This is a genomic window from Enterococcus casseliflavus NBRC 100478 (genome assembly GCF_001544095.1).
In the GTDB taxonomy this organism is placed as follows: domain Bacteria; phylum Bacillota; class Bacilli; order Lactobacillales; family Enterococcaceae; genus Enterococcus_D; species Enterococcus_D casseliflavus.
This window is the reverse complement of the sequence record NZ_BCPT01000027.1, coordinates 1-22,662: the sequence shown is the minus strand read 5'-3', so window position 1 is coordinate 22,662 and position 22,662 is coordinate 1. Positions and strand designations below refer to the sequence as shown.

General features: G+C 43.8%; 20 protein-coding genes. 4 read left to right on the top strand and 16 right to left on the bottom strand.

Annotation, left to right across the window (positions count from 1 at the left end; genetic code table 11):
* Position 1: 1 nt before the first annotated feature.
* The 4 genes from ECA1_RS15875 to ECA1_RS15865 all read right to left on the bottom strand — a co-directional run bounded on the left by ECA1_RS15875 (position 2) and on the right by ECA1_RS15865 (position 3,614).
* Positions 2 to 448 (bottom strand): PTS sugar transporter subunit IIA, encoded by a 447-nt coding sequence (locus ECA1_RS15875; protein ID WP_016610455.1) that lies wholly within the window; start codon positions 446 to 448, stop codon positions 2 to 4.
* 432 nt (positions 449 to 880) lie between these two features.
* Positions 881 to 1,012 (bottom strand): FeoB-associated Cys-rich membrane protein, encoded by a 132-nt coding sequence (locus ECA1_RS17530; protein ID WP_115224854.1) that lies wholly within the window; start codon positions 1,010 to 1,012, stop codon positions 881 to 883.
* On the bottom strand, positions 1,009 to 3,147 hold the full coding sequence (gene feoB, locus ECA1_RS15870) for a ferrous iron transport protein B (protein WP_060793027.1): 2,139 nt from the start codon (positions 3,145 to 3,147) through the stop codon (positions 1,009 to 1,011). Before feoB ends, ECA1_RS17530 begins: the two co-directional genes overlap by 4 nt.
* Complete coding sequence (locus ECA1_RS15865; RefSeq protein ID WP_060793026.1) at positions 3,147 to 3,614, bottom strand: FeoA family protein; 468 nt, start codon at positions 3,612 to 3,614, stop codon at positions 3,147 to 3,149. Before ECA1_RS15865 ends, feoB begins: the two co-directional genes overlap by 1 nt.
* A gap of 357 nt (positions 3,615 to 3,971) precedes the next feature.
* Here ECA1_RS15865 and nrdH point away from each other — a divergent pair, with 357 nt between their 5' ends.
* From nrdH to nrdF, 3 genes are all read left to right on the top strand, one after another.
* Positions 3,972 to 4,196, top strand: coding sequence for a glutaredoxin-like protein NrdH (gene nrdH / locus ECA1_RS15860; RefSeq protein ID WP_005225182.1), 225 nt, complete (start codon positions 3,972 to 3,974; stop codon positions 4,194 to 4,196).
* A gap of 97 nt (positions 4,197 to 4,293) precedes the next feature.
* Entirely contained in the window at positions 4,294 to 6,453 is a 2,160-nt protein-coding gene (nrdE, locus tag ECA1_RS15855; protein ID WP_005225181.1) for a class 1b ribonucleoside-diphosphate reductase subunit alpha, read from the top strand.
* A gap of 97 nt (positions 6,454 to 6,550) precedes the next feature.
* Positions 6,551 to 7,516, top strand: a complete 966-nt coding sequence (gene nrdF / locus ECA1_RS15850; RefSeq protein WP_005225180.1) for a class 1b ribonucleoside-diphosphate reductase subunit beta — start codon at positions 6,551 to 6,553, stop codon at positions 7,514 to 7,516.
* Between the two features lie 59 nt (positions 7,517 to 7,575).
* On the opposite strand, the gene ECA1_RS15845 is transcribed toward nrdF, so the two are convergent.
* The 10 genes from ECA1_RS15845 to dhaK all read right to left on the bottom strand — a co-directional run bounded on the left by ECA1_RS15845 (position 7,576) and on the right by dhaK (position 19,058).
* Positions 7,576 to 8,634: an alpha/beta hydrolase gene (locus ECA1_RS15845; RefSeq protein ID WP_050759597.1), complete on the bottom strand. Its 1,059-nt coding sequence runs from the start codon at positions 8,632 to 8,634 to the stop codon at positions 7,576 to 7,578.
* Between the two features lie 90 nt (positions 8,635 to 8,724).
* Positions 8,725 to 9,441 carry an MIP/aquaporin family protein gene (locus tag ECA1_RS15840; protein WP_005225178.1) on the bottom strand — a complete coding sequence of 239 codons (717 nt, stop codon included), beginning with the start codon at positions 9,439 to 9,441 and terminating at the stop codon, positions 8,725 to 8,727.
* Complete coding sequence (glpO, locus tag ECA1_RS15835; protein WP_060793025.1) at positions 9,434 to 11,263, bottom strand: type 1 glycerol-3-phosphate oxidase; 1,830 nt, start codon at positions 11,261 to 11,263, stop codon at positions 9,434 to 9,436. The genes ECA1_RS15840 and glpO overlap by 8 nt, the downstream gene beginning before the upstream one ends.
* Positions 11,264 to 11,266: 3 nt before the next feature.
* Complete coding sequence (gene glpK, locus ECA1_RS15830; RefSeq protein ID WP_005225176.1) at positions 11,267 to 12,787, bottom strand: glycerol kinase GlpK; 1,521 nt, start codon at positions 12,785 to 12,787, stop codon at positions 11,267 to 11,269.
* A 131-nt stretch (positions 12,788 to 12,918) separates the two neighbouring features.
* Complete coding sequence (locus ECA1_RS15825; protein ID WP_016610450.1) at positions 12,919 to 14,361, bottom strand: AcpB/EbpR/MafR family transcriptional regulator; 1,443 nt, start codon at positions 14,359 to 14,361, stop codon at positions 12,919 to 12,921.
* Positions 14,351 to 15,658: an NAD(P)/FAD-dependent oxidoreductase gene (locus ECA1_RS15820; RefSeq protein ID WP_060793024.1), complete on the bottom strand. Its 1,308-nt coding sequence runs from the start codon at positions 15,656 to 15,658 to the stop codon at positions 14,351 to 14,353. Before ECA1_RS15820 ends, ECA1_RS15825 begins: the two co-directional genes overlap by 11 nt.
* Before the next feature lie 297 nt (positions 15,659 to 15,955).
* Entirely contained in the window at positions 15,956 to 17,092 is a 1,137-nt protein-coding gene (locus ECA1_RS15815) for a glycerol dehydrogenase (protein ID WP_060793023.1), read from the bottom strand.
* Positions 17,093 to 17,112: 20 nt separating this feature from the next.
* Positions 17,113 to 17,484 carry a dihydroxyacetone kinase phosphoryl donor subunit DhaM gene (gene dhaM / locus ECA1_RS15810; protein WP_060793022.1) on the bottom strand — a complete coding sequence of 124 codons (372 nt, stop codon included), beginning with the start codon at positions 17,482 to 17,484 and terminating at the stop codon, positions 17,113 to 17,115.
* Complete coding sequence (gene dhaL / locus ECA1_RS15805; protein ID WP_060793021.1) at positions 17,477 to 18,064, bottom strand: dihydroxyacetone kinase subunit DhaL; 588 nt, start codon at positions 18,062 to 18,064, stop codon at positions 17,477 to 17,479. The genes dhaM and dhaL overlap by 8 nt, the downstream gene beginning before the upstream one ends.
* A gap of 13 nt (positions 18,065 to 18,077) precedes the next feature.
* Positions 18,078 to 19,058, bottom strand: a complete 981-nt coding sequence (dhaK, locus tag ECA1_RS15800) for a dihydroxyacetone kinase subunit DhaK (RefSeq protein ID WP_060793020.1) — start codon at positions 19,056 to 19,058, stop codon at positions 18,078 to 18,080.
* Between the two features lie 354 nt (positions 19,059 to 19,412).
* Here dhaK and ECA1_RS15795 point away from each other — a divergent pair, with 354 nt between their 5' ends.
* Complete coding sequence (locus ECA1_RS15795; protein WP_060793019.1) at positions 19,413 to 20,405, top strand: dihydroxyacetone kinase subunit DhaK; 993 nt, start codon at positions 19,413 to 19,415, stop codon at positions 20,403 to 20,405.
* A 46-nt stretch (positions 20,406 to 20,451) separates the two neighbouring features.
* On the opposite strand, the gene dhaS is transcribed toward ECA1_RS15795, so the two are convergent.
* Positions 20,452 to 20,979 carry a dihydroxyacetone kinase transcriptional activator DhaS gene (gene dhaS, locus ECA1_RS15790; protein ID WP_060793018.1) on the bottom strand — a complete coding sequence of 176 codons (528 nt, stop codon included), beginning with the start codon at positions 20,977 to 20,979 and terminating at the stop codon, positions 20,452 to 20,454.
* Between the two features lie 339 nt (positions 20,980 to 21,318).
* The coding region (locus ECA1_RS15785) for a TIM-barrel domain-containing protein (protein ID WP_155642950.1) at positions 21,319 to 22,662 on the bottom strand (1,344 nt) is incomplete at its 5' end.

The window sequence follows — 22,662 nt, the reverse complement described above, 5'->3', positions numbered from 1 at the left end:
CTTAACTCCTCGTTTCTTCTAATAGTTTTATAAATGCTTCTGGTGTCTGCACATTTGCTAAACGATCAATGATATTGTCCCTTGCTAAAACTTCTGCTAACTCACCCATCAGTTCCAAATGACTGGTCGGGTCTATCGCTGCCAAACAGAAAATGACTTTCACTGGATCATTGGGCGAACCAAATGAGATGGGGGTATTTAATGTCATCGCACTTAGTCCTAAACGACAAACCCCATCTTCTGATCGGGCATGGGCCAAAGCAAACCCAGGCATAAGCACGATATACGGCCCGGCATCTAAGACAGATTGAACCATCGCTTCGACATACTGTTTTGTAACGCTGCCATTCTTCAATAACGGCTGGGCAGCTTTTTTGATTGCTTCTTGCCAACTGGTACTGTCTTGCTGAAGTAAAATGTTTTCTTTTGTTAATAATGTAGTTTGCAAACGACGATTTCCTTTCTAAAAAAAATTTCTTTAGGTTTTAGTATAGATTTTCTCGAGATCATTCCTATACACACACTATAAGTGAAAAGTTCTGGCCTGAATAGACGATTTGAGACCACATATTTGTACGCGCTTCCAGATTAAGTGAACTGCTCTTTTCAAAAAGACCAGATATACTGGCTATTTTTTTTATTAGCCTCCAGTTTTTCTCGATATCCTTCTTGAGCAGTTCACAAAACTTATTCTCTCAAGGAAAAAGTGAACCAAAAATGGACAGATCTTTTGCTTGCACCCACAATAAAAAAAGAAGCTCTTAAATAAACTAAGAACTTCTTAAAGCAAACAATCTATTCATGGCTAAGATCTACCGTTTCAATTGTATTTCTACCTGTAGGTATTTTCACACAAATTTTTACTTACAACTGCTATTTTCTACTTTGCTTCCTCATGCTTCACAGGACAACTGATATGACAATCAGAACAATGATCCTTTTTCACCATGCGGTACACCACACGGGTGCCATAGCCAAAAATCAGGCCGCTTAGAATTATTGTAGCAATCATTTTTCGCCTCCTACGACTTGGATCAAGGGTGCACTCCCGCGGAATGGTTTCTTCAACAGAGCAAATACCAATAGCCCAGCAATGAGGATTGCCGCGAAAACACCCAGCGTGAGGTGTCCGCCTTCAAAGACGACGTGCCCGAATTGGTAGACCAACAAGCTGGCGCAGTATGCCAAGCCGCATTGATAGCCAATGGCTAACCACGTCCACTTGCTGTCCCCCATTTCACGGTGGATCGCACCGATAGCAGCAAAACAAGGGGCACATAGTAAATTAAAGACGAGAAAAGAGTATGCCGCCACAGCAGTGTAATCGCCGCGCAACACTTGCCAAATCTCCGTCCCGCTTTCTGACAACTCCCCAGTTTGTCCGTAGAGGATCCCAAAGGTGCCGATCACATTTTCTTTGGCGACCAGGCCAGTGATCGTCGCCACGGCGCCTCGCCAGGTTCCCCAGCCTAGGGGAGCAAAAAGCGGCGCCAAAAGTCGTCCGAAAAAGGCCAAAATGCTTTGGTCTTCTGTGACCCGCTGCAAGGCAAAGCTGTAGCTGGAGGTAAACCAGACAAAGATACAAGCCACAAAAATTATCGTACCGGCTTTTTTCACAAAAGCAATGGCTCGATCACAGGCACTTTTCAAAATCGTTGTGAGCTGCGGCAAGTGATACGCTGGCAGTTCCATAATAAATGGTGCCAGATCACCTGCAAATAAAGGCGTTTTTTTCAAGACGATCCCTGAAAAAATCACAGCACCCATGCCGACAAAATAGGCCGATGGGGCGACCCAACTATACTGAGGGAAAAAGGCTCCTGAAATCAATGCGATGATCGGCAATTTGGCAGAACATGGCATGAAGGTCGTGACCATCACCGTCAACCGACGATCCTTTTCATTTTCAATCGTTCGGCTTGCCATCACGCCGGGCACCCCGCAACCGGTAGCGATCAACATGGGGATAAACGACTTGCCAGATAGACCAAACTTGCGAAACAGGCGGTCCATGACAAATGCCACCCGTGCCATGTATCCGCAGTCCTCCAAGATAGCCAAACAAAAAAAGAGCACGAAGATCTGCGGCAAAAAGCCTAAGACCGCACCGACCCCTGCCACGATGCCGTCTAAAATCAGTTCTTGTAGCCACTGGGCGACTTGCAGCTGTTCTAGCCAGTGCGCTGCTGTTTCGGGAATCCAGCTGCCAAATAATACATCATTGACCCAATCAGTACCAATCGTACCAATCGTCTGAATCGATAAATAGTAGATTCCCCACATAATGAAGGCAAAAATCGGTAGTGCCAATACGCGATGGGTCAACACACGGTCGATTTTGTCGCTGAAGGCTAAGTGCTGATCTGTTTCCTTGATGACTGCCAGCGCCAACAATTCTTCAATGAAGCCATAGCGCTCATTGACGAGAATGGCGTCACTGCTGTCTTTAAAGATCAGCTCTAAAATCGAAATCGTCTCCTGAAGGACTGCCTGCTGGGAATCAGTCAGTTTACACATCGTCTGAATCGCTTCATCTTTTTCAAAGAGTTTTATGGCAAACCAGCGTTTTTGCTGCTGAGGGATCGTCTCTGGCAAAATCGCCATGATCTCGGTCAAGCCAGCTTCTAGACGAGCATCGTAGCGGGGAGGAAGCGGTTGTGTATTGGCTACATGCTTCGCTGCCTCGATCATTTTGGTTAAGCCGCGTTGCTTCAAAGCACTGATCCCTACTACGGGAACCCCTAGACCGTAAGCCAGCTTTTTGAAATTGATCTGCAAGCCTTTTTTCTTTAATAGGTCGATCATGTTGATGGCTGCCACAGTCGGGACATTCATTTCTAATAATTGCAATGTTAGATACAGGTTGCGCTCCAGGTTGGTTCCATCGATAATATTGATCACCGCGTCCAATGATGCTTCCATCAAATAATTGCGAGAAATCAGTTCTTCTGGTGTGTACGGCGACAAGGAATAGATCCCTGGTAGATCTTGGATCAATACTTGTCGGTCTTTTCGCAGTCGCCCCGCTTTTCGTTCCACGGTAACGCCTGGCCAATTCCCCACTGTTTGTTTGGCACCGGTCAATTGATTAAAGGTACTCGTTTTCCCGCTATTGGGATTTCCTGCTAATGCAAAGTGATAGGTCATTACGCTTCGACTCCTTTTTCGACAAAAACCAACGCTGCTTCTTGCTTTCTCAAAGACAATTCATAGCCGCGGAGCCGAATCTCCATCGGATCACCCAAAGGAGCCAGCTTCACCACTTCCAAATGGACGTTTTTCGTAAGTCCCATATCCATCAATCGACGGCGCACCGCACCTTTGGCGGCGATCTGATTGACCTTCCCGCTTTCACCGACTTGCAGCTGATCCAAAGAGGTAATGATGGTTTGCTGCTGGGTTTCTGTGACATCGATTTGTTCCATGACCCGTTCATCTAAAGCGATCCGCGTCCCTTGGTGTAAAATGATGCCGCCTTTGCGATCTTTTTGTACCACAACGATTTCAACGCCCGTGCGAATACCAAGATCATTTAAATGAGCCGTGATCTCTTTGGTGGTTGCCAACGAGTCGATTTTGTATGTTCCAGAAGCCCGAGTTTGCGCCATTTTCATTGCTTCTTACTCCTTTTGTGAAGTGTTGTTATAATTAACCTACTTTAATTGATAATGATTATCATTATAATAGAGCCATTTCCATAAGAAGTCAATCTGTTTCGGCCCTCACTTTGAATCTTCCTTCACAATACGGATTTTTTTTACTCATTTTGATTGCATATCCCCTGTATTAATTACGCAAAAACCTTGTAATTCTAAGTATTTTCCGCTTTTTTCCCTTGCATAAAAAACACAGAAACACTATAAATTGTGTATGCCGAATTCACAAGCACAAGATATAGTGTTTTTTCGTTGACTTTCTCCGAGACTTATTTATACTAGGTTTATAACTATTACAACTCGGAGGAAACAATTATGAATATCAAACTATTTTCTAAAAACAACTGCATGCAATGTAAAATGGCGAAACGCTTTTTAAGTGAAAATCAGATTGCATTTGAAGAAATCAATATTGATAATGAGCCTGAAGCATTAGAATTTTTGAAAGAACAAGGATTCCAAAGTGTGCCAGTCATTACCTCTGATGCGCAAACGATCATCGGTTTCCGTCCAGATCAACTACGTCAATTAGCGAGCTAAGATTTTTCTCAATGTGATGCTTTTGAGGGATTTGTCAGTCGTCCAGACCGCAAGTCCTTTTTTATACGAACAAAACAAGAAAAGAGGTTAGCCATTTATGAGCTTGAAAGAAATCAAAGATGTCAGTTATTTCAAATTGAATAATGAGATCAACCGTCCAGTAGATGGTCAAATTCCATTAAATAAAGACAAAGAAGCCTTAGCGGCATTCTTTAAAGAAAACGTTGAACCAAATACCTTAACCTTTGCGACTGCAATGGACAAAATCAATTATTTGATTGAAAATGATTATTTAGAAGAAGAATTTATCAAAAAGTATCGCCCTGCCTTTATTGAGCAATTGTATCAATTCTTAGATGAGCAACACTTTACTTTCAAATCATTTATGGCTGCTTACAAATTTTATTCACAATACGCATTAAAAACGAATGATGGTACCGCGTATCTAGAACGTTACGAAGATCGGGTCGCTTTCAACGCCCTTTACTTTGCGGATGGCAATGAAGAGTTAGCAATGAGCTTGGCGGATGAAATGATCTACCAACGTTACCAACCAGCAACCCCTTCTTTCTTGAATGCAGGACGCAAACGTCGCGGTGAGTTGGTTTCTTGTTTCTTGATCCAAATCACTGATGACATGAACGCGATCGGTCGTGGGATCAACTCCGCGCTGCAACTTTCACGAATCGGTGGCGGTGTCGGGATCACGTTATCAAACTTGCGGGAAGCCGGCGCGCCTATCAAAGGCTACGAAGGGGCAGCAAGTGGTGTGATGCCTGTAATGAAATTGTTTGAAGATAGCTTCAGCTACTCAAACCAATTGGGTCAACGGCAAGGGGCTGGCGTGGTCTACTTGAACGTCTTCCACCCAGACATCATCAGCTTTTTATCAGCGAAAAAAGAAAATGCGGATGAAAAAATCCGTGTCAAAACCTTATCATTAGGCGTGATCGTACCTGACAAATTCTACGAATTGACGCGCAAAAATGAAGAGATGTATCTCTTTAGTCCCTACAGTGTCGAAAAAGAATATGGCGTGCCCTTCTCTTATGTCGATATCACCAAGGAATACGACAACTTAGTCATGAACCCACGGATTCGCAAAACCAAAATCAGAGCCCGTGATCTAGAAAACGAAATTTCTAAATTGCAGCAAGAATCTGGTTATCCTTATATCATCAATATCGATACAGCAAACCGCAGCAACCCAATTGATGGCAAGATCATCATGAGTAATCTTTGTTCCGAGATCCTTCAAGTCCAAGCACCATCTGAGATCAACGGCAAACAAGAATACGAAGTTTTAGGAACAGATATCAGCTGTAACTTAGGTTCCACCAATATCGTGAACTTGATGGACAGCCCTGACTTTGGGAAATCTGTTCGAGCAATGACTCGTGCCTTGACCTTTGTTACTGATGCGTCTGACATTGACGTAGTACCATCGATCCAAAATGGGAATGCCTTGAACCACACGATCGGTTTAGGCGCAATGGGCTTGCATACCTATTTTGCAAAAAATCAAATGGAATATGGTTCACCAGAATCCCTTGAATTTACTGATCTTTATTTCATGTTGTTGAACTATTGGACATTGGTTGAAAGCAATGCCATCGCCAAAGAAAAAGGCGAAGTTTTCCATAACTTTGAAAAATCAGCGTATGCAGACGGCAGCTACTTCACCGATTATATCCAAGGTGACTACCAACCAAAATCGGAAAAAGTCAAAGCATTGTTCGAAGGCGTCTTTTTACCAACTGGTGAAGACTGGGCAGCCTTGGCACAAACCGTCAAAGAAACCGGCTTGTATCACCAAAACCGCCTAGCCGTTGCACCAAATGGTTCGATCTCTTATATCAATGATACGAGTGCCAGCATCCACCCAATCACTCGGATGATCGAAGAACGCCAAGAAAAGAAAATCGGCAAGATCTACTATCCAGCACCTTACTTGAGCAATGAGACGATCGGCTACTACAAATCAGCCTACGATATGGATATGCGCAAAGTGATCGATGTTTACGCAACTGCTCAAAAACACGTCGATCAAGGTATGAGTATGACCTTGTTTATGCGTTCAGATATTCCAGAAGGTCTTTACGAATGGAAAGAAACGACAAAACAAACCACGCGTGATTTGAACATTTTGCGTCACTACGCTTTCCACAAAGGCATCAAATCGATCTACTATGTACGGACCTTTACAGATGATGCAGAAGAGATCGGCAGCAACCAATGTGAAAGCTGCGTCATCTAATCCAACTTTTGCCTGAAAACGAACCAACCGCCTGCCCCTGCTCTTTCTTGACAGCGGGTCGGCTGTTGTCTTGATACGATTATTGGAGGAACCGACTATGGGTAAGACTTACTATGAAGCAATCAACTGGAATGAGATCGAAGATATCATCGATAAATCCACTTGGGAAAAATTAACAGAACAATTCTGGTTAGATACGCGGATCCCTTTATCAAATGACCTTGATGACTGGCGGACGCTATCTCCATTAGAAAAAACAACGGTGGGCTACGTCTTTGGCGGCTTGACTTTATTAGATACCGTTCAATCAGAAAGCGGTATGGATCAACTGCGTAAAGATGTCCGCACCCCACACGAAGAAGCGGTCTTGAACAACATCCAATTTATGGAATCTGTCCATGCAAAAAGCTATTCATCGATTTTCAGCACCCTGAATACAAAAGCGGAGATCGCTGATATTTTTGAATGGACCAACACCAATCCATATTTGCAAAAGAAAGCCGAACGAATCAATGAGATCTACAAAAATGGCACACCGCTAGAGAAAAAAATCGCCAGTGTATTTCTAGAGACCTTCTTATTCTATTCAGGTTTCTATACACCCCTTTACTACTTAGGCAATAACAAACTAGCGAACGTAGCGGAGATCATCAAATTGATCATTCGTGACGAATCCGTTCACGGCACGTATATCGGCTACAAATTCCAATTAGGTTTCAACGAATTACCAGAAGACGAACAGCAAAAGCTGAAAGACTGGATGTACGACTTGTTGTATGAGTTGTATGAAAATGAAGAGCGTTATACCGAAGAATTATACGATGAGATCGGCTGGACCGAAGAAGTCAAAACCTTCTTGCGTTACAATGCCAATAAGGCTTTGATGAATCTAGGACAAGACCCGCTTTTCCCAGATACCGCCAACGATGTCAATCCAATCGTCATGAACGGTATTTCAACTGGTACCAGCAACCACGACTTCTTCTCACAAGTTGGGAACGGGTATCTGCTTGGTTCCGTAGAAGCGATGAAAGACGATGACTACTTCATCGGACTTGATTGATCTGCTGACAAATAAACACCTTGTTTCTCGCCAATTGAGGGTGAGAAACAAGGTGTTTTTTAGTGAGCCAACTGGTCTTTGATAAAGGTCAACGTTTCTGTCAAACAGGCCTGTGCTTGGGGCAAGCTATAATCAAATTGGTATTCGTGGGTCACCGTTTCCGAATCCCCTTTGTAAAAGCGACTCGTCACGGGAATATCAAGAGCTTGCAGCTGGTTGGCAAAGGCAATGCCTTGGTCTTCAAAGGAATAGGCATTGCCATCCGTGATATACGTTGGTGGAAAATCAGCCGTCAATTTATCCACCAGTGAGATCTCCTGCAGTTGGGGACTATCTTGCCATTCTTTTTTTCCTAATAACGACCAAGCCACCGTTTTGACAAAGAATTTCATAAAGCGATCATCTGAAGAAGTCCCAGCGATCTGCTTCAAATCAAGCGGTCCGCAATAGGAAATAAACCCTTTCAGGGCCGATGCAGGAATATCTTGATCAAAGGACATTTCCTTCGCATACGCTGGATTGGTTTGCAGCGCCACATATTGCCCAGCGATTTGGGCTCCTGCAGAATCCCCGCCGAAGAAGAGTTGATCGAAATCCAGCATGGGGTATGCTTGGGCATCTGCTTTGATCGAGTCTACCGCTTGGGCTAATTGTTTGACCTGTCCAGGATAATGCAGACTTGGTGCCCATTCATAATTAATCGAAATCACAGCGGCTTTGGTTTCATCGACGACATAGGTCGCAAACTCTTTGACCCCTTCTTTGTCTCCGCCGACATAGCCGCCCCCATGGACCCAAAAAATGACTGGAACAGGGCCTTCTTGTGCCTCTTTGGGATAATATAGATCAAAGGTACTACGTTGATAATCCGATTGATACGTCAAGTCCTGTTTGACCGTCACATTCGGCAAACTTTTTTGATAAGCTGCCTCATCCTTGATGGTCACTTCTTGGTTAAACAGATGACCGATCAAAAAAGCCCCCGGTCGTGGGGAGAGTTGAAAAGCCAGAAAAACGGCAGCTAAGAGTCCGATCAGGACAATCGCCACCCACATGAAAAAGCGCAGAATTTTTTTCAAGTAAAAGCTCCTTCCTTCTTTCTGTTTCAGCTTTTTCATTTAACCATGTTTTTTTAGCAAATTCAATGACAATCGCTAAAGATTAAAAAAGGATGATACCAATAGGCATCATCCTTAAAATAACATCGTTTATAATGGCAACATCATAAACAAACCAGCAGCGATCGCTGCCCCGATCATTGGACCGATGATTGGTACTAACGCATAGCCCCAATCGGAAGTCCCTTTGTTTTTGATTGGCAAGATTTGGTGAGCGATCCGTGGTCCTAAGTCCCGTGCCGGATTGATGGCATAGCCTGTTGGTCCACCAAGCGACAGCCCGATCGCTAAGATCAAGATCCCAACGACGATGGGATTTAATCCATCCGTAAAGGTATTGGCACCAAAAGCCAATAAGCCAAAGACTAAGACAAAGGTACCAATCACTTCAGTGATGGTATTCGATACTAAATTACGAACTGCAGGCCCTGTTGCAAAGGTACCTAAAATCGCGCCTTGGTCTTTTGTTTCATCCCATAATGGCAAGTAGTTGAGCCAAACGAGGATCGCCCCTACGATCGCACCAGCAATTTGTGCCAGCATAAACGGTACAGCCAAGCTCCAAGAAAAATTCCCCGTCATCGCCATGCCTAATGTAACGGCTGGATTCAAGTGAGCAGGTCCCATGTACCCTGAAACGTAAACGGCAATCGTTACCGCTGTCGCCCAGCCCATTGCGATCACGATCCAGCCAGAGGCTTCTGCTTTACTCTTTTTCAGATTGACAGCCGCACACACACCATCCCCTAACAAAACCAAAATAGCCGTTCCTAGAAATTCACTAAAGATCTGGGTTGTTTCATTCATCTTTTTTTCCTCCTTTTAAGGCTGTTAAATCTGATTCTGCGATCACTTGGTTCAATTCTGCTACATGGGCTGCTTTTTCTTCCTCGCTCCAGCCAAAGAAATCGGTCATAGCTGCAACGACACCGGCTTTGACTTCATCTAAGGTGTCTCGCATAAATAGGATATGGTTGGTCCGACGCAATAGATAATCGACAGGCGTCAGAACCATTTCTTCATACAAGGAATAGTTCAAGGCCGTACTTTCTTTTTCATCTAAGCCCTCAAACTTCGTCTTGTAGTTCAACACTTGGGGAAGATTCGACCCATAAAGATGAGCCAAATACGTCGCAGCTGCTTCATCGAATCCAGCGGCTTGCGCTTGGTCAGCCAGCTTCGCTAATTCTTCCTCTACATTGGCTGCATCAAGCTCACCACCAGAAACTGGGTACGTGGTTGAATCCACCAACTCGAAGGATGCACCGCTTTCTTGGAGCAATTCATTGATCCGTTTGACTGCTCCTTCCGCCATCAAGCGATAATCGGTGATTTTTCCCCCTGCCAACGTCAATAGTCCGTCTTTTGAGCGTTCCAAACTGCTGCCGCGAGAAACTTGCGATGGATCCACTTTGCTGGCTTCTACTCGTTCTTGTGCTTGTTTTACGGCTTTTTCTACGACTGGTCGCTGCCGCTCATCTTCAAGATACTCTTTGACGCTTTCAACGATCTGCTCAAAGCTTTCATCCGATAGTTTGCCTTTACCGCCGCCATTGTAATCAGACCCGCCATTATTCACAATCAACGGACGCAATCCTGCCCAGCTCGCTTCGATATCATCAAGGGTGATCTGAGCGTGAGGGAAGCGTTCATTCACGATGGTCAATAGATAATCAACATCTTCTTGCGTGACCGTTGGATGGGCGAAATCGCCTGTATAATCCGTATCGGTTGTGCCAAAATAGGTCTTATTTTCTCTTGGTACCACGAAAACCATCCGACCATCATTTTTCCCAGTATCAAAATAGGTTGGTTGCGGCACTTTTAGTTTTTCCCGATCGACCACTAAATGGACACCTTTCGTCGGACGCATTTGTGGCGGCAACTCAACATTCTTGTCTAATTGACGAACGATGTCTGACCAAGGGCCTGTCGTGTTGATCACGACTTTGGCGTGAACCTCAAAGCGCTCGTTTGTCAGTTGATCCTCCACTTCTACCCCATTGATGATGCCTTGCTCATCATGTAAGACGCCGACGACTTTGGCTTTACTGATCATTGCTGCCCCATCGGCTTGTGCTCGTTTGATGTTTTCGATCACCAAGCGGGCATCGTTGTTGCGAAAATCAAGATAGACACCGCCACCGACTAAGTTTTCCGCCTGCAGCTGAGGTTCGCGTTCTAAGACCTCTTCTTTCGTCAGCAGATAATTTTCGTATTTACTGCCTGTCACATTCGCTAAGCGATCATAAAGATCCATCGCCACTTTGACAGAAAACAAGGAGAAGGTTGCCCCTGGTTCATCATAGATTGGCAAAAGCATTGGATCTGGTTTCGGGATATGCGGAGCAATTTGCTGCACGATCGCGCGCTCCCGCACGGTGTCAGCGACCACTTCCACGTCAAAGGTTTTCAAATAGCGAATACCGCCATGAACGAGTTTGGTGGACCGCGAAGACGTTCCTTCGGCAAAATCCTGCATTTCCAAAAGAACCGTCTTCATTCCAGCGGCTGCGGTTTGAACAGCAACCCCCGCGCCAGTGATCCCACCACCGATGATCAATACATCATAGGTGGTCTTTGCCGCTTCTTGAATGGTTTGCTTCCGATCTTTATGTGAAAAGGTCATGGCTTACTCGCCTTCTTTCTTCGCTTTGAATTTGAAGGTCTGAGTAGCTGCCACCGCTTGTTTCCAGCCTTCGTACAAATTGTCTCTTTCTTCTGCTGGCATTTCTGGTGTAAACATTTGGCCTTCTTCTGCCATTGATTTCAATTCATCCAAGTCTTTCCAGAAGCCAACCGCTAGCCCTGCCAAGTAAGCTGCACCTAATGCGGTTGTTTCCAGATTCGCTGCTCGTTGCACGTCAATGTCTAAAATGTCCGCTTGGAACTGCATCAATAGATCGTTTTTGGCTGCACCGCCATCGACTTTCAGCAATGGGATATCGATGCCAGAATCTTTTTTCATCGTGTCGATGACATCTTTTGATTGATACGCAACAGCTTGCAGTGTTGCCCGAACAAAATCTTCCTTCGTCGTCCCACGAGTCAAGCCAAAGACGGCTCCTCTTGCATCTGAATCCCAATAAGGTGCACCCAATCCAGTAAAGGCAGGCACCACATACACTTCATTATCGCCTTTTGCTTTGGCAGCTATTTCTTCTGATTGCGGAGAAGACTCGATCATTCGTAGACCGTCCCGCAGCCATTGGATCGCTGATCCAGCAACGAAGATACTTCCTTCTAAGGCATAATAGACTTTGCCGTTGATGCCATACCCGATGGTCGTCAGTAGGTCATTGTCAGACAATTGTGGTTCTTCACCCGTATTCATGACGATAAATGCCCCAGTGCCGTAAGTATTTTTGATCATGCCTTTTTCAAAGGCCATTTGTCCAAAGAGGGCGGCTTGTTGGTCCCCAGCCATTCCAGCGATTGGTACTTCACTGCCGTAAAAATGGTAGCTGCGGGTGTGACCATAGACTTCTGAGTTGCTTTTGACTTCTGGCAACATCGAGCTTGGAATGTTCAAAAGATCCAAGATTTCTTGATCCCATTCTAATTTATGGATATTGTAAAGCATCGTCCGACTAGCATTGGAGTAGTCGGTGACATGGACTTGCCCATCTGTCAGTTTCCACACAAGCCATGAATCGATCGTTCCGAAAAGTAGTTCGCCATTATCCGCCTTTTCTTGTGCCCCTTCGATATTGTCTAAAAGCCAGCGCACCTTGGTCGCTGAGAAATACGCATCAATGACTAACCCAGTTTTTTCATGAATCATCTCTGTATGTCCATCTGCTTTTAATTGGTCAGCGATCGGTGAAGATTGGCGGGATTGCCAAACGATTGCATTTGCGATCGGCTGGCCTGTCGTTTTGTCCCAAACCACTGTCGTTTCACGCTGGTTGGTGATCCCGATGCCGGCGATTGCTTCTGGTCGGATACCTGATTCAATAAATGCCCCTGCGATGACTGATTGGACAGAGTTCCAAATTTCGTTGGCGTTGTGTTCTACCCAACCCGATTTTGGAAAGTATTGCGGAAACTCTTTTTGTGAACTGCCGATTTTTTTCCCGTTACGATCAAAAATAATTGCTCTTGAACTAGTGGTTCCTTGGTCGATCGCCATTACATAATTTTTTTCTGCCATTTGATTCGCTCCCTTTAGTTTTTTATACGCTTTTCTTGTTAGCGCTTTCTGACTTGCTTTTATTTTAGCTGAACTTTCGCAATGTGGTTCGTCAATTTTTTTTCAAATTTCTAAGAAATTGACGAAATCCACTATTGAAAGCGTTCGCGGATCATTTTTTTGATCGTTTCCCGATCATAAGCGGTACCTAGTTCACTGATTCGATAAGTCGGTGTTTTCGTCTCGATAGCATAGTTTGCCAAGATTAAGTCATATTCTTGTTCCGGGCGATAGCGTTCTACGACTACGCCATTCAAATTTTTGAGATACAGCAGCCACATGTAGTAGAGGGCTTCTTTAAACAGTTCATCCATTTTCAAAGCGATCCCGACGCGAAACTCCCGATTGATTTGATAATCGATGATCGTGATCACGCTCAAGTATTTGACCATCGTCATCATCAACAAACTATTTTTATCAGATGGCTTGATATCAAGCTCTGCTAAAGCCTTATCCAATAGTTCGTGACTGATTTGCTGGATGTTACGACTGGATAGCTGCGCTTCTAACTGCCAAATATTTTCTCGATCAAAAACCTCCACATCCCCTTTGAAAAAATACACGCGGCTGTGGATCTGCAGCAGGTGACCATAACAAGTGGCTTCGATTTCACGGGGAACAAACGATGGGCGGTAGAGATGCAAAATATGTTCCAAAATCAAGGTATCCGTCAAGGCAGTTGGCGTAAACCGAGAACGCTGCAGCATATACACTTGCAGATCGTGTTCGGATAACACCGAGAACGACAGTAAAAAGACAAAGTGCAGCATCGCCTCCTCTTCTCTGACTTCTAATGCATAATGGCCAAACCCACGAAATACTAACTCCCGTAATTGCTGAAACAAAGGATCTTTCGTGTAGGGTACCATTTTCTCCCGTAAGACTTGAAAGGATTGAGTAGTAATTTTCAGTCGCGCCTTCATGATCCTCAGCCATAGGGACAAGCGCTGTTGGGCTTCTTTCGTGAAGGTCATGTTCAGACCTCGTGTGATCAGACCGACGTATTTTTCATCGATCGGCAGCGGCTGACTGTCGAAAGAATGGACATACCAAAAGAGTTCAAAATAGAAATAACGAATTTGCGTTTCTTCCCCAATCAGCTTTCCTTGCCAGATCTCTAACTCGAATTCTGCTAGCAAGCCATTTAGCTCTTTGATTTTGCGAAACAAGGATGACTCGCTGACCGCTAATTTTTGTGCCAGCTGGACAGTGGTCACCTCTTGATGCTGCAAAAGATGCTCGAGGATTTGAAATTTCAATGCTGAACGATAAAACGCCCATTCGATTTGATTGAGGGAAAAAGTGGGACTCATTTCAAAGACCAGGACACCTTTTCGATAATACAACCGACACTGCTCTTGGTAGTGAGCCAGCTCATCTTGCAACTCCTCCACATATTTTTCCAAGGAAGGCTTACTGATGCCAAGATAGCTCGCCAGCTCGTGCAGCTCCATTTTTCCGCCCACCAGTAAAAGCTTTTTGAGCAGCTGCAATTGCTTTGCTTCTTTTTTTTCTAATAACTGATCAAGTCTCATCGGCATCACTTCCCGACCACAGAAAAGTTTCGTCGATTACATTAGTGAATCGTGGATGGAAGAAAAAGTCTTTTTGGGTCAACTCCTCCATCGTTGCCTGCTGCTCGATCGCAAACGCTAGTAAATTGATTTTTTCCAAAATATCGGCTTTTGATAAAAGCTGCGCACCAACGATTCGGCCGCTGGCTTGTTCGATCATCACTTTTCCATGAACCTGTGTTGGATCAAACAAGGAACTGGCGGCAGTAAACGCATGACAGACGATCGGAGATTCGAAGAAAAACCGATCCGACTCGGTCAAGCCGGTGCTTGCTAAGTACCACCCAAACAGTTGCGTACCGACTGTCCGCAATCCGCCACGAAACGGGGTGGTTTTGCTTGCCAGATTACGAGCTGCTGCGATTCCTGAGCGAACAGCATTGTTGACTAAGGGCATATAGACCGTGTCTTTCGTAATAGCATTTGGAATTTGGATCAAATCGCCGACCGCAAAAATATCCGTGGCAGAAGTTTCCAAGTAAGCATCTGTCCAGATGGTTTGATCACTGTGTAATTCAAAGACCGCAAATGCCTCTGGCAAGCGAGGATGAACGTTGACTGTCGTCAATACCAGATCACTTTCATAGCCTTGATCGGCGGTTTCGATCCGAAAGCCTGTTTCCGCTTTAACGACTGCCAAAGTTGGCTTGGACCAATGCAGCTGCAAGTTGGGGATTTTTTCGATCTCCGTTAAAAAGGGCTGCAAAAAATCGTGATCAAAGTACTTGAATAAAGGATATGACATTGATTCGATCACACTGACTTTTTTTCCCATCGCAGTCAAGGTATTCGCCGCTTCCATCCCCGCTTGACCAGCACCTACGATGGTAATCGACTCTGCTTGGGGCAATTGCTGCAAGAAATGCTTGGCTGCCTCATATTCCTTGTAGGTCAGTAGTGCTTCTTCTGGTTGTGGCAAAACAGTGGAATCTTGACTGGAGCCTGCTGCCAAGACGAGTCGATCATAACTTAGTTCTCGCTGATCCGTTCGAATCCGATGATCCGAAGGAAAAATCTCCAGAAGCGTTTCTTCTAAGGCAACGTCGATCGTTTCTGCCTCCAGCTGCTCCTTCGTACAAAAGAATGCTTCTTCCAGCGATGCGATCCTGCCTTCGATCAGCAATAACAAACCGCTTGGAACAAACCCAAGATGGGCTTTTTTTTCTATCAATAAAATCTCTGCGTCAGGGTATAATCGGCGTGCTTCACGGGCGCAGCTGACACCCCCAAAGGACCCGCCTATGATAATGATTTTCATTGGATCACCTCTCTCCCTTAGCTTAAATGAAACGCTCTCATTTGACGAGTAAAAAGCTATCTCCCTTACTATTTTTTTGCACCAGATATAGTAAGATGTTTTCAAATCAAAAAAAAATCTGAATGACCGTACCTTGAGGTTCCGCTGTCATCAGCCAAACAGCGCTCATTAAAAAATTCGCTAAAAAAAGAAAAATGCAAAAAAAACCAGCCAATCGAGACTTGGTTGCATCATCACTAGGATCATGCAACCTACTTCCTGATTGAATGGTTTATTTTTGCTATCGTTTTATCTGTGTTATTGAGGCTGAGAATCTTGCTTACAAGCACTACCAATCTTATCTGCTACGACGATCGCTGCTTTGACTTGTTCAACCGTAATTGGAAACGGCATCGAATGAATCGATTCTTCAGGGATACAAGCCTTTTCGGCTACTTCTGTTAACTCCTCGTCACTGATCGTTTCTACCCCTAAGTCTCTCAAGCAAACAGGTAAGCCAATCGATAGCGCAAAGTTGATTACTTCAAACAACTCTTTTTGAGGTGCATTTTCTAAAACGAGTTGGCAGATCGTGCTAAAAGCGACTTTTTCTCCGTGGGTGGCGTCATGGGCAGCATGAAGAACAGTCAAGCCATCATGAATGGCATGGATCGCTGCTAATCCGGCACTTTCAAAGCCTAATCCAGAAAGGAGGATATTGGCTTCGATCACATTTTCCAATGCTGGCGTGACCACATTACGCTCACAAGCTTGCTTCGCTTTGGCACCATCTTCTAAAATCGTTTCATAGCACAGCTTCGCTAACGCATAAGCGGCTTTGGTTCCTTTCGCCGGTGGACAGCCTTCTTGTGCGCCACAAGGCAATCCAGCATTGACATTAGAAAAAGAACGTTGAGTAGCTCTTGCCTCAAAATAAGTTGATAAGGCATCTCCGATTCCAGAGACAAGAAAACGTGTCGGTGCTTGCGCGATCACGACTGTATCGATCAAAACTACGCTCGGACTTTGGACAAAATACGCGTAGTCATCAAATGCGCCCTCTTCTGTATACAAAACTGCAGAATGACTGGTTGGTGCATCGGTTGCAACGATCGTTGGAACGATGATCAAGTTGCGGCCCTCTGCCACACATTTTGCCGTATCAATAGCTTTTCCGCCCCCTAAACCAATAATACAGTCACAGGCGTTTGCAGCAGCGATCGCTTTTAAACGAGCCACTTCTCCCCGAGTCGCTTCGCCGTGAAAATCACTTTCGACCAAAACAATTTCATAGGTGTTTGCCGTCTGATCTAATTTTTCTTTGACCCTTGCGACATCTTCTTTACTGGCAATCAATAAGGCGCTTTTCCCAAAGGTTTTTACAAAATACCCTAGGCGAAGCAATTCATCTTCTCCTTGCACATATTTTGCTGGACTGATAAAAGCTTTTCTCATTACACGACACTCCATTTCTTTTATTTTATTTTTAGTGCAGTCAATTGTTCTATGATCTCTTGCTCAGAAGCAGCAACTTGCAATAATGCAGCAGCAGTATAGGCACTTTCGATCAGCGCAGTATCAAATAAGTGAACTGTTTTTTCAGTCAATTCCTCCGCAAGTTCCAAATTCATTTTGGCACTGCCTAAATCATAAAAAGCGAACAGTATCTGGCCCTGGTTCTCTTCAAACGCAGTTACGATCGTTTCTGCATTTGTCCCGATTCCATTGTCCTCTAAGCCAGCTGCTAAAGTAATGGGAACATCTGGAGCAACTTCTTTGATCAAACGCTGTAAGCCAAAAGCAATTTCATAAACATGAGAGACGAGTACAATGCCGATTTTATTCATCAAAAACACCTGCTTCGATCATTGCGCCAAAAAGAAAGGCACTGGACATCGCGCCGGGATCAATATGTCCCAAAGATCGTTCCCCCAAATAAGAAGCACGACCTTTTTTGGCAACAAGATCCACTGTTTTTTCGGCAGCTTCTTTCACGACTTCAAAGGACAAGGTTTCTGCTTCCAGAGCTACGATCGCTCGTTCCCAAGTTTCTACCATCGTTTTATCTTTAGCTTCAGATTGTCCTCGACGTTTGATACCACTAAGCGCTGCTTCAAGAATCGCTTTGGGATTTTCCATCATGGCGCTCGTTTTCGCCATCTCCAAGAAAGCCGTGCCATAGAGGGGGCCGGATGCGCCACCCACTTTACTGATCAGAGTCATCGCTGTCTTTTTAAAAACCTCTGACACCTCCTCTACAGGTTCCTTTTCTAACGTCTCCATGACTGCTGTCATTCCTCGAGCTAGATTACTTCCGTGATCGCCATCACCGATCGCTGTATCTAGTGCATTCAAATAATCTTTTTCTGCTTGAATCGTTTGATGAAAAAGACGAAGTGTTTTTAATGAATTTTCTTTTGTAAACATTCTTTTCCCCCTTTTACCAAGCGGTATGTGCTACCGGCTCCGTTAAATAAGCCACCCATTCCGGTTCCAATTTTAATAGGGTCAATGAGATACCTGCCATATCGATTGCCGTCATAAAATTGCCGATCTTTGAAAACACCACATCGAGCTCACGATCCAAATGTTTCCGTACATCTTGATAGAAAATATATTGCTCCATCAATGGTGTACCGCCCAATCCATTGACCATCACAGCAAATTTCTCCCCATTTTCCCAAGAAAAAGCCTTTTTTAATTTCTCGATCATTTTTTGAGCGATCTCATTTGAAGAACACATCGTTTCCCGAGCATAACCAGGCTCACCATGAATCCCCACACCAAACTCGATGTCTGTTTCTGTTAGTGTAAAGCCTGGACTTCCCACTTCTGGTACGGTGGCACCACTCAGTGCGACGCTGATGGTTTTTAATTGACGGACAACTTGGTTCCCAAGTGACACTAGCTCTTCAATGGAACACCCCTGTTTGGCAGCAGCTCCTAAAATTTTATGAACAAAAACCGTGCCAGCGACCCCACGTTTTCCTTTCGTAAAGGTGCTATCCTCCACAGCGATATCATCATCAACGACCACTGTGCCAACTTCAATACCATCTAGTTCAGCGAGTTCCTTTGCCATCTCAAAGTTCATAATATCGCCAGAATAATTTTTCACGATCAAAACGACACCATTGCCGGTATTCACACTTTTGATTCCTTCGTAAATTTGATCCGGCGTAGGTGAAGTAAACACTTGCCCACAAACAGCTGCCTGTAACATTCCCTCACCGACAAAGCCCGCATGAGCTGGCTCATGCCCACTTCCGCCACCACTGATTAAAGAAACTTGTTTGGCGAGTTCTTTTTGTTTTACGACAAATGTATTGGGAACTTGTTCAATCGTTGATTCATTTGCTTGAACGATTCCTCGAATCATTTCTGCCAAAACATCTGTCGGTTGATTCATAATTTTTTTCATTGCTTACTTCCTTTCCATACGTTGTGAATCTTATGAAAGCTTCTTCCTATCCTCTCGATATTTCGCAAGACGCTTCATAATTTTTCGTTATTTTTTATTTCTCTTTTTAAAAAAAAGTTTCTCCCCCAAAAAAACTGTTAGCACCTTCAAAAAAACAAGCTTTTTGCTATTATTCAAATTGGTCTTCCTGCTTTTTTTATAGGTCTTCTTATCTATAACCTTACCGTTTCCAAGCTCTATTTACAACGGACAGAAACACTAATGTGTCCGCTTCCAAACGCACCTTAATAGTAGTTTGCCATGGAAAAAAAGCGTATAATCGAATTACGATTTAAGTAAAAGGAGCTGGCGTCGATGAATCGTTTTATTCGATCAAAACCACAGATACAGAAACAGATTTTTGCTGGATTTGCCTATACCTACCATGATCGCCTGCGCTGGATCCCCCGCACAGGGATTTTCCTAAAAAGAGAATTGCCAACTAATAAAGTTATTTTATTAAGTGGTGGCGGTAGTGGTCATGAACCTTCCCACATAGGCTATATTGGAAAAAACATGTTGGATGGTGCTATTATGGGATCAATCTTTGAGCCTCCTTCAGCAGAAGAGATTTTTCGTGGTATCAAGGCATCATACAACGGACATGGGACCATCTTGATCATTAAAAACTTTGCTAAAGATGCTCAAAATTTCTTACAGGCGCAAACATGGGCTGCCGAAGCTGGGATGAAAGTGGATCATTTGCTTGTTTCCGATGATTGTTCGATTGAAAGTGATACCTTTATCAAACGCCGTAGAGGCGTTGCTGGAACGATTTTTGTCCACAAGCTATTGGGGGCTGCTTCAGAAGAACTACTGTCATTAAAACAATTGAAAGAATTAGGGGAACAGATCGTCCCACGGATCAAAACACTAGGGGTTGCTTTTGCTCCGCACTCACCTATCGCACACATTCGTCAGCAATATCACTTAGCTTCGGACGAACTAGCATTTGGTATCGGTATTCATGGAGAGTCTGGTTACCGAACTGAAAAGATCCATTCTTCTGAACGAATCGCTATTGAATTAGTCAACAAACTCAGCAAGCAATTTTCCAAAGCAGAGCTAAAAGACATCGCGCTGCTGGTCAACGGCTTAGGGGCGATCCCTCTTTTGGAACTGGCAATATTTATGAACGATGTCCAACAATTACTAGAGATTGAAGAGATTCGTGCTTCCTTTAAAAAAATGGGCAACTTCTTGACCGCCTATGATACGGATGGTCTCTCACTTTCCTTTTTTTCCTTGAAAAACCAAAAGTGGCAAGAATACTTGCATCTTCCGACCGATGCCTTTGGCTGGCACTAAGTCCTGTTCCTTTTACCTCGACAAAAAAGAGCAGCTGTCTATTCGCTTAATCAAATAGACAGCTGCTCATATTATTCGCAAATTCTCGTCCACTTGGTTTACAGCCTTCTGACATCCACTTTGTCGTCATTGCCATAAACGCAGTCGCATAGAATTCTTCGATAAACTCACGATTTTCTTTCTTTTTGCTGTTGTCGCCCCATTTTATATCCAACATCTTACTGATCAAGCCCTTTAAGTGTTCGACATAATACTCTTGAAAAGAATTTTGACCTTGAAAAGATAACACATTACAATAGAATCGCTTATTTTCTTCAAAGTAAACGAACAAGTCTTGTAACGTCGTCATCCAGTCTTCATAAGCCAAATTATCTGCTATTTTTTCAATGGCTTCTTGCTGAAAAATCCAATCGGTCAAATCATATTTGTCTTGAAAATGATTGTAATACGTTTGACGACGTATATTGGCTGCTAGCATAATCTTTGAAATAGTTACTTTCTCGAAACCAATCTCCACTACTAATTGTTTAAATGCTTTGGAAATTTTTTTCTTTACGATCATTGATTCTGCCATCTAAACACCCTTATCTAATAAACGAATCTTCCATTTTGCTGATGCTTCCTTAATGGATAGATCTTCGACTCGTTCGGTTAATAAGATGAACCTTCCTGCCTTCGCTATACGAGTATTCTATCTAAGCTATTGTCTGTTTACAATAACAAATAATGAATATTGACAGCCGTTTTTTGCATTTCCTCCCCTTGATAAAAAACCAATCGTTATTTGTGTTGATAGAGCTGGTTTCTAGGGATCTAAAACAATTCGGTCCAACAAACAGTTAAATCATATCTAAAAAATTACTATAAAGATAACATAACACTTTTTAATCATTCACCTAATTTTTTTCAGCTTTCACTCATTGCTCATCCCGATCAGATCAAACGTTTCCGTTGAAACGATCACTTCAAAAGATGGGCTGCTTGGTCGTGGGAATTTTATCCAGTTTGCCCGTTCTTGAAGATCGTAATACCAGCCATTTGTTGCTGGTTCAAAATCTTGACGACTTAGATATTGTGGCAGCTTTTGCCCATCTAAGGTGACCCAATAGGCACCTTTTTCCTTTGTTATCACCTTCAAGCGATAATACTCGATCGTACTGTCGAAAGTACCTGTTGTTTGAAACTGAATGGTTTTTCTTTCTCTGCCAGTTGTCTTGATCGTCGTTAGCTTGTAATGCTGTTGTTCAAAATCATTGCTCTGTCCATCATCTTCGTACAAATCGAATCGTTGATTTTCTCCTTCACCTATTAGTAGTTCGATCTGTTTCAACGTATCAGTCGCCCGTTGATGCTCATCAGCACTTGTCACAAAGATACCATCTGCTCTAAGAAACATCGGGATATCTTCTAAGCCGACTGGAATCGTGATCACTTGACCACCCTCATAACATGTGAATTGCTCGTTTAATTGGAACCATTGACTACCTTTTGGCAAGTAAAGGGTTCGCGTTGTCGCACCTGCTTCCAAAACATTGGCAACTAAAAGCGACGAACCAACCATGAAGGTATGAAAAGGATCTGCATAACAGTTAGGGTCTTCTTGAAATTCGTAGAACAACGGTCTGAGGATCGGATCACCCGTTCGATGGGCTTGATACATCAATGAATAGAGGTAAGGCAGCATTTGATAGCGCAAGCGAAAGGCTTTCCGAATCAATGGATTCATTTTGTCATACATCCATGGTTGCGTAACTGTGTTATCATCGTTGGCAGAATTGATACAAAAACGCGGTTGAAAAATACCATTTTGAATCCAGCGCAGTAATAATTCTGCATCTGGTGCACCACCAGCAAAACCACCAATGTCACAGCCAGTATTTGCTACCCCAGACAAACCCATCCCGATGATCGTATCGATATTGTATCGGAGCGTCCGCCAGTCAGTGAGATTGTCTCCCGCCCAAGTTTGCGCATAACGCTGAATCCCGGCATAGCCTGCTCGATTGATGATATACGGTCGCTTATTGGGAAAAACTTCTTTGATCGCTTGTTTTGCCGTATAGGCCATCATGTTGGCTTGGATCGGTTTTAATTCTGCAATTTGTCCTCGTTCTGCTCCTTCGCCACAAAGCGCTTGTTTTTCTTCGATCCCATCGTATTCGCAATTATCGTTCCAGATGGTAGCTGTCCCTTTTTCTAAAATCGATGCTTTCAACATTTTTTTCCAGGTATTGCGCCCTGATGCTTTTAAGAAATC

What these genes read in the sequence shown, in the direction of transcription:
- ECA1_RS15795 (WP_060793019.1), top strand. Translation starts at nt 19,413, where the DNA reads ATGAATCGTTTTATTCGATCAAAACCACAGATACAGAAACAGATTTTT.
- nrdF (WP_005225180.1), top strand. Translation starts at nt 6,551, where the DNA reads ATGGGTAAGACTTACTATGAAGCAATCAACTGGAATGAGATCGAAGAT.
- dhaK (WP_060793020.1), bottom strand. Translation starts at nt 19,058, where the DNA reads ATGAAAAAAATTATGAATCAACCGACAGATGTTTTGGCAGAAATGATT.
- dhaL (WP_060793021.1), bottom strand. Translation starts at nt 18,064, where the DNA reads ATGTTTACAAAAGAAAATTCATTAAAAACACTTCGTCTTTTTCATCAA.
- ECA1_RS15815 (WP_060793023.1), bottom strand. Translation starts at nt 17,092, where the DNA reads ATGAGAAAAGCTTTTATCAGTCCAGCAAAATATGTGCAAGGAGAAGAT.
- ECA1_RS17530 (WP_115224854.1), bottom strand. Translation starts at nt 1,012, where the DNA reads ATGATTGCTACAATAATTCTAAGCGGCCTGATTTTTGGCTATGGCACC.
- ECA1_RS15845 (WP_050759597.1), bottom strand. Translation starts at nt 8,634, where the DNA reads ATGAAAAAGCTGAAACAGAAAGAAGGAAGGAGCTTTTACTTGAAAAAA.
- dhaS (WP_060793018.1), bottom strand. Translation starts at nt 20,979, where the DNA reads ATGGCAGAATCAATGATCGTAAAGAAAAAAATTTCCAAAGCATTTAAA.
- dhaM (WP_060793022.1), bottom strand. Translation starts at nt 17,484, where the DNA reads ATGAATAAAATCGGCATTGTACTCGTCTCTCATGTTTATGAAATTGCT.
- ECA1_RS15865 (WP_060793026.1), bottom strand. Translation starts at nt 3,614, where the DNA reads ATGAAAATGGCGCAAACTCGGGCTTCTGGAACATACAAAATCGACTCG.
- glpO (WP_060793025.1), bottom strand. Translation starts at nt 11,263, where the DNA reads ATGACCTTTTCACATAAAGATCGGAAGCAAACCATTCAAGAAGCGGCA.
- nrdE (WP_005225181.1), top strand. Translation starts at nt 4,294, where the DNA reads ATGAGCTTGAAAGAAATCAAAGATGTCAGTTATTTCAAATTGAATAAT.
- nrdH (WP_005225182.1), top strand. Translation starts at nt 3,972, where the DNA reads ATGAATATCAAACTATTTTCTAAAAACAACTGCATGCAATGTAAAATG.
- glpK (WP_005225176.1), bottom strand. Translation starts at nt 12,787, where the DNA reads ATGGCAGAAAAAAATTATGTAATGGCGATCGACCAAGGAACCACTAGT.
- ECA1_RS15840 (WP_005225178.1), bottom strand. Translation starts at nt 9,441, where the DNA reads ATGAATGAAACAACCCAGATCTTTAGTGAATTTCTAGGAACGGCTATT.
- ECA1_RS15825 (WP_016610450.1), bottom strand. Translation starts at nt 14,361, where the DNA reads ATGAGACTTGATCAGTTATTAGAAAAAAAAGAAGCAAAGCAATTGCAG.
- ECA1_RS15820 (WP_060793024.1), bottom strand. Translation starts at nt 15,658, where the DNA reads ATGAAAATCATTATCATAGGCGGGTCCTTTGGGGGTGTCAGCTGCGCC.
- feoB (WP_060793027.1), bottom strand. Translation starts at nt 3,147, where the DNA reads ATGACCTATCACTTTGCATTAGCAGGAAATCCCAATAGCGGGAAAACG.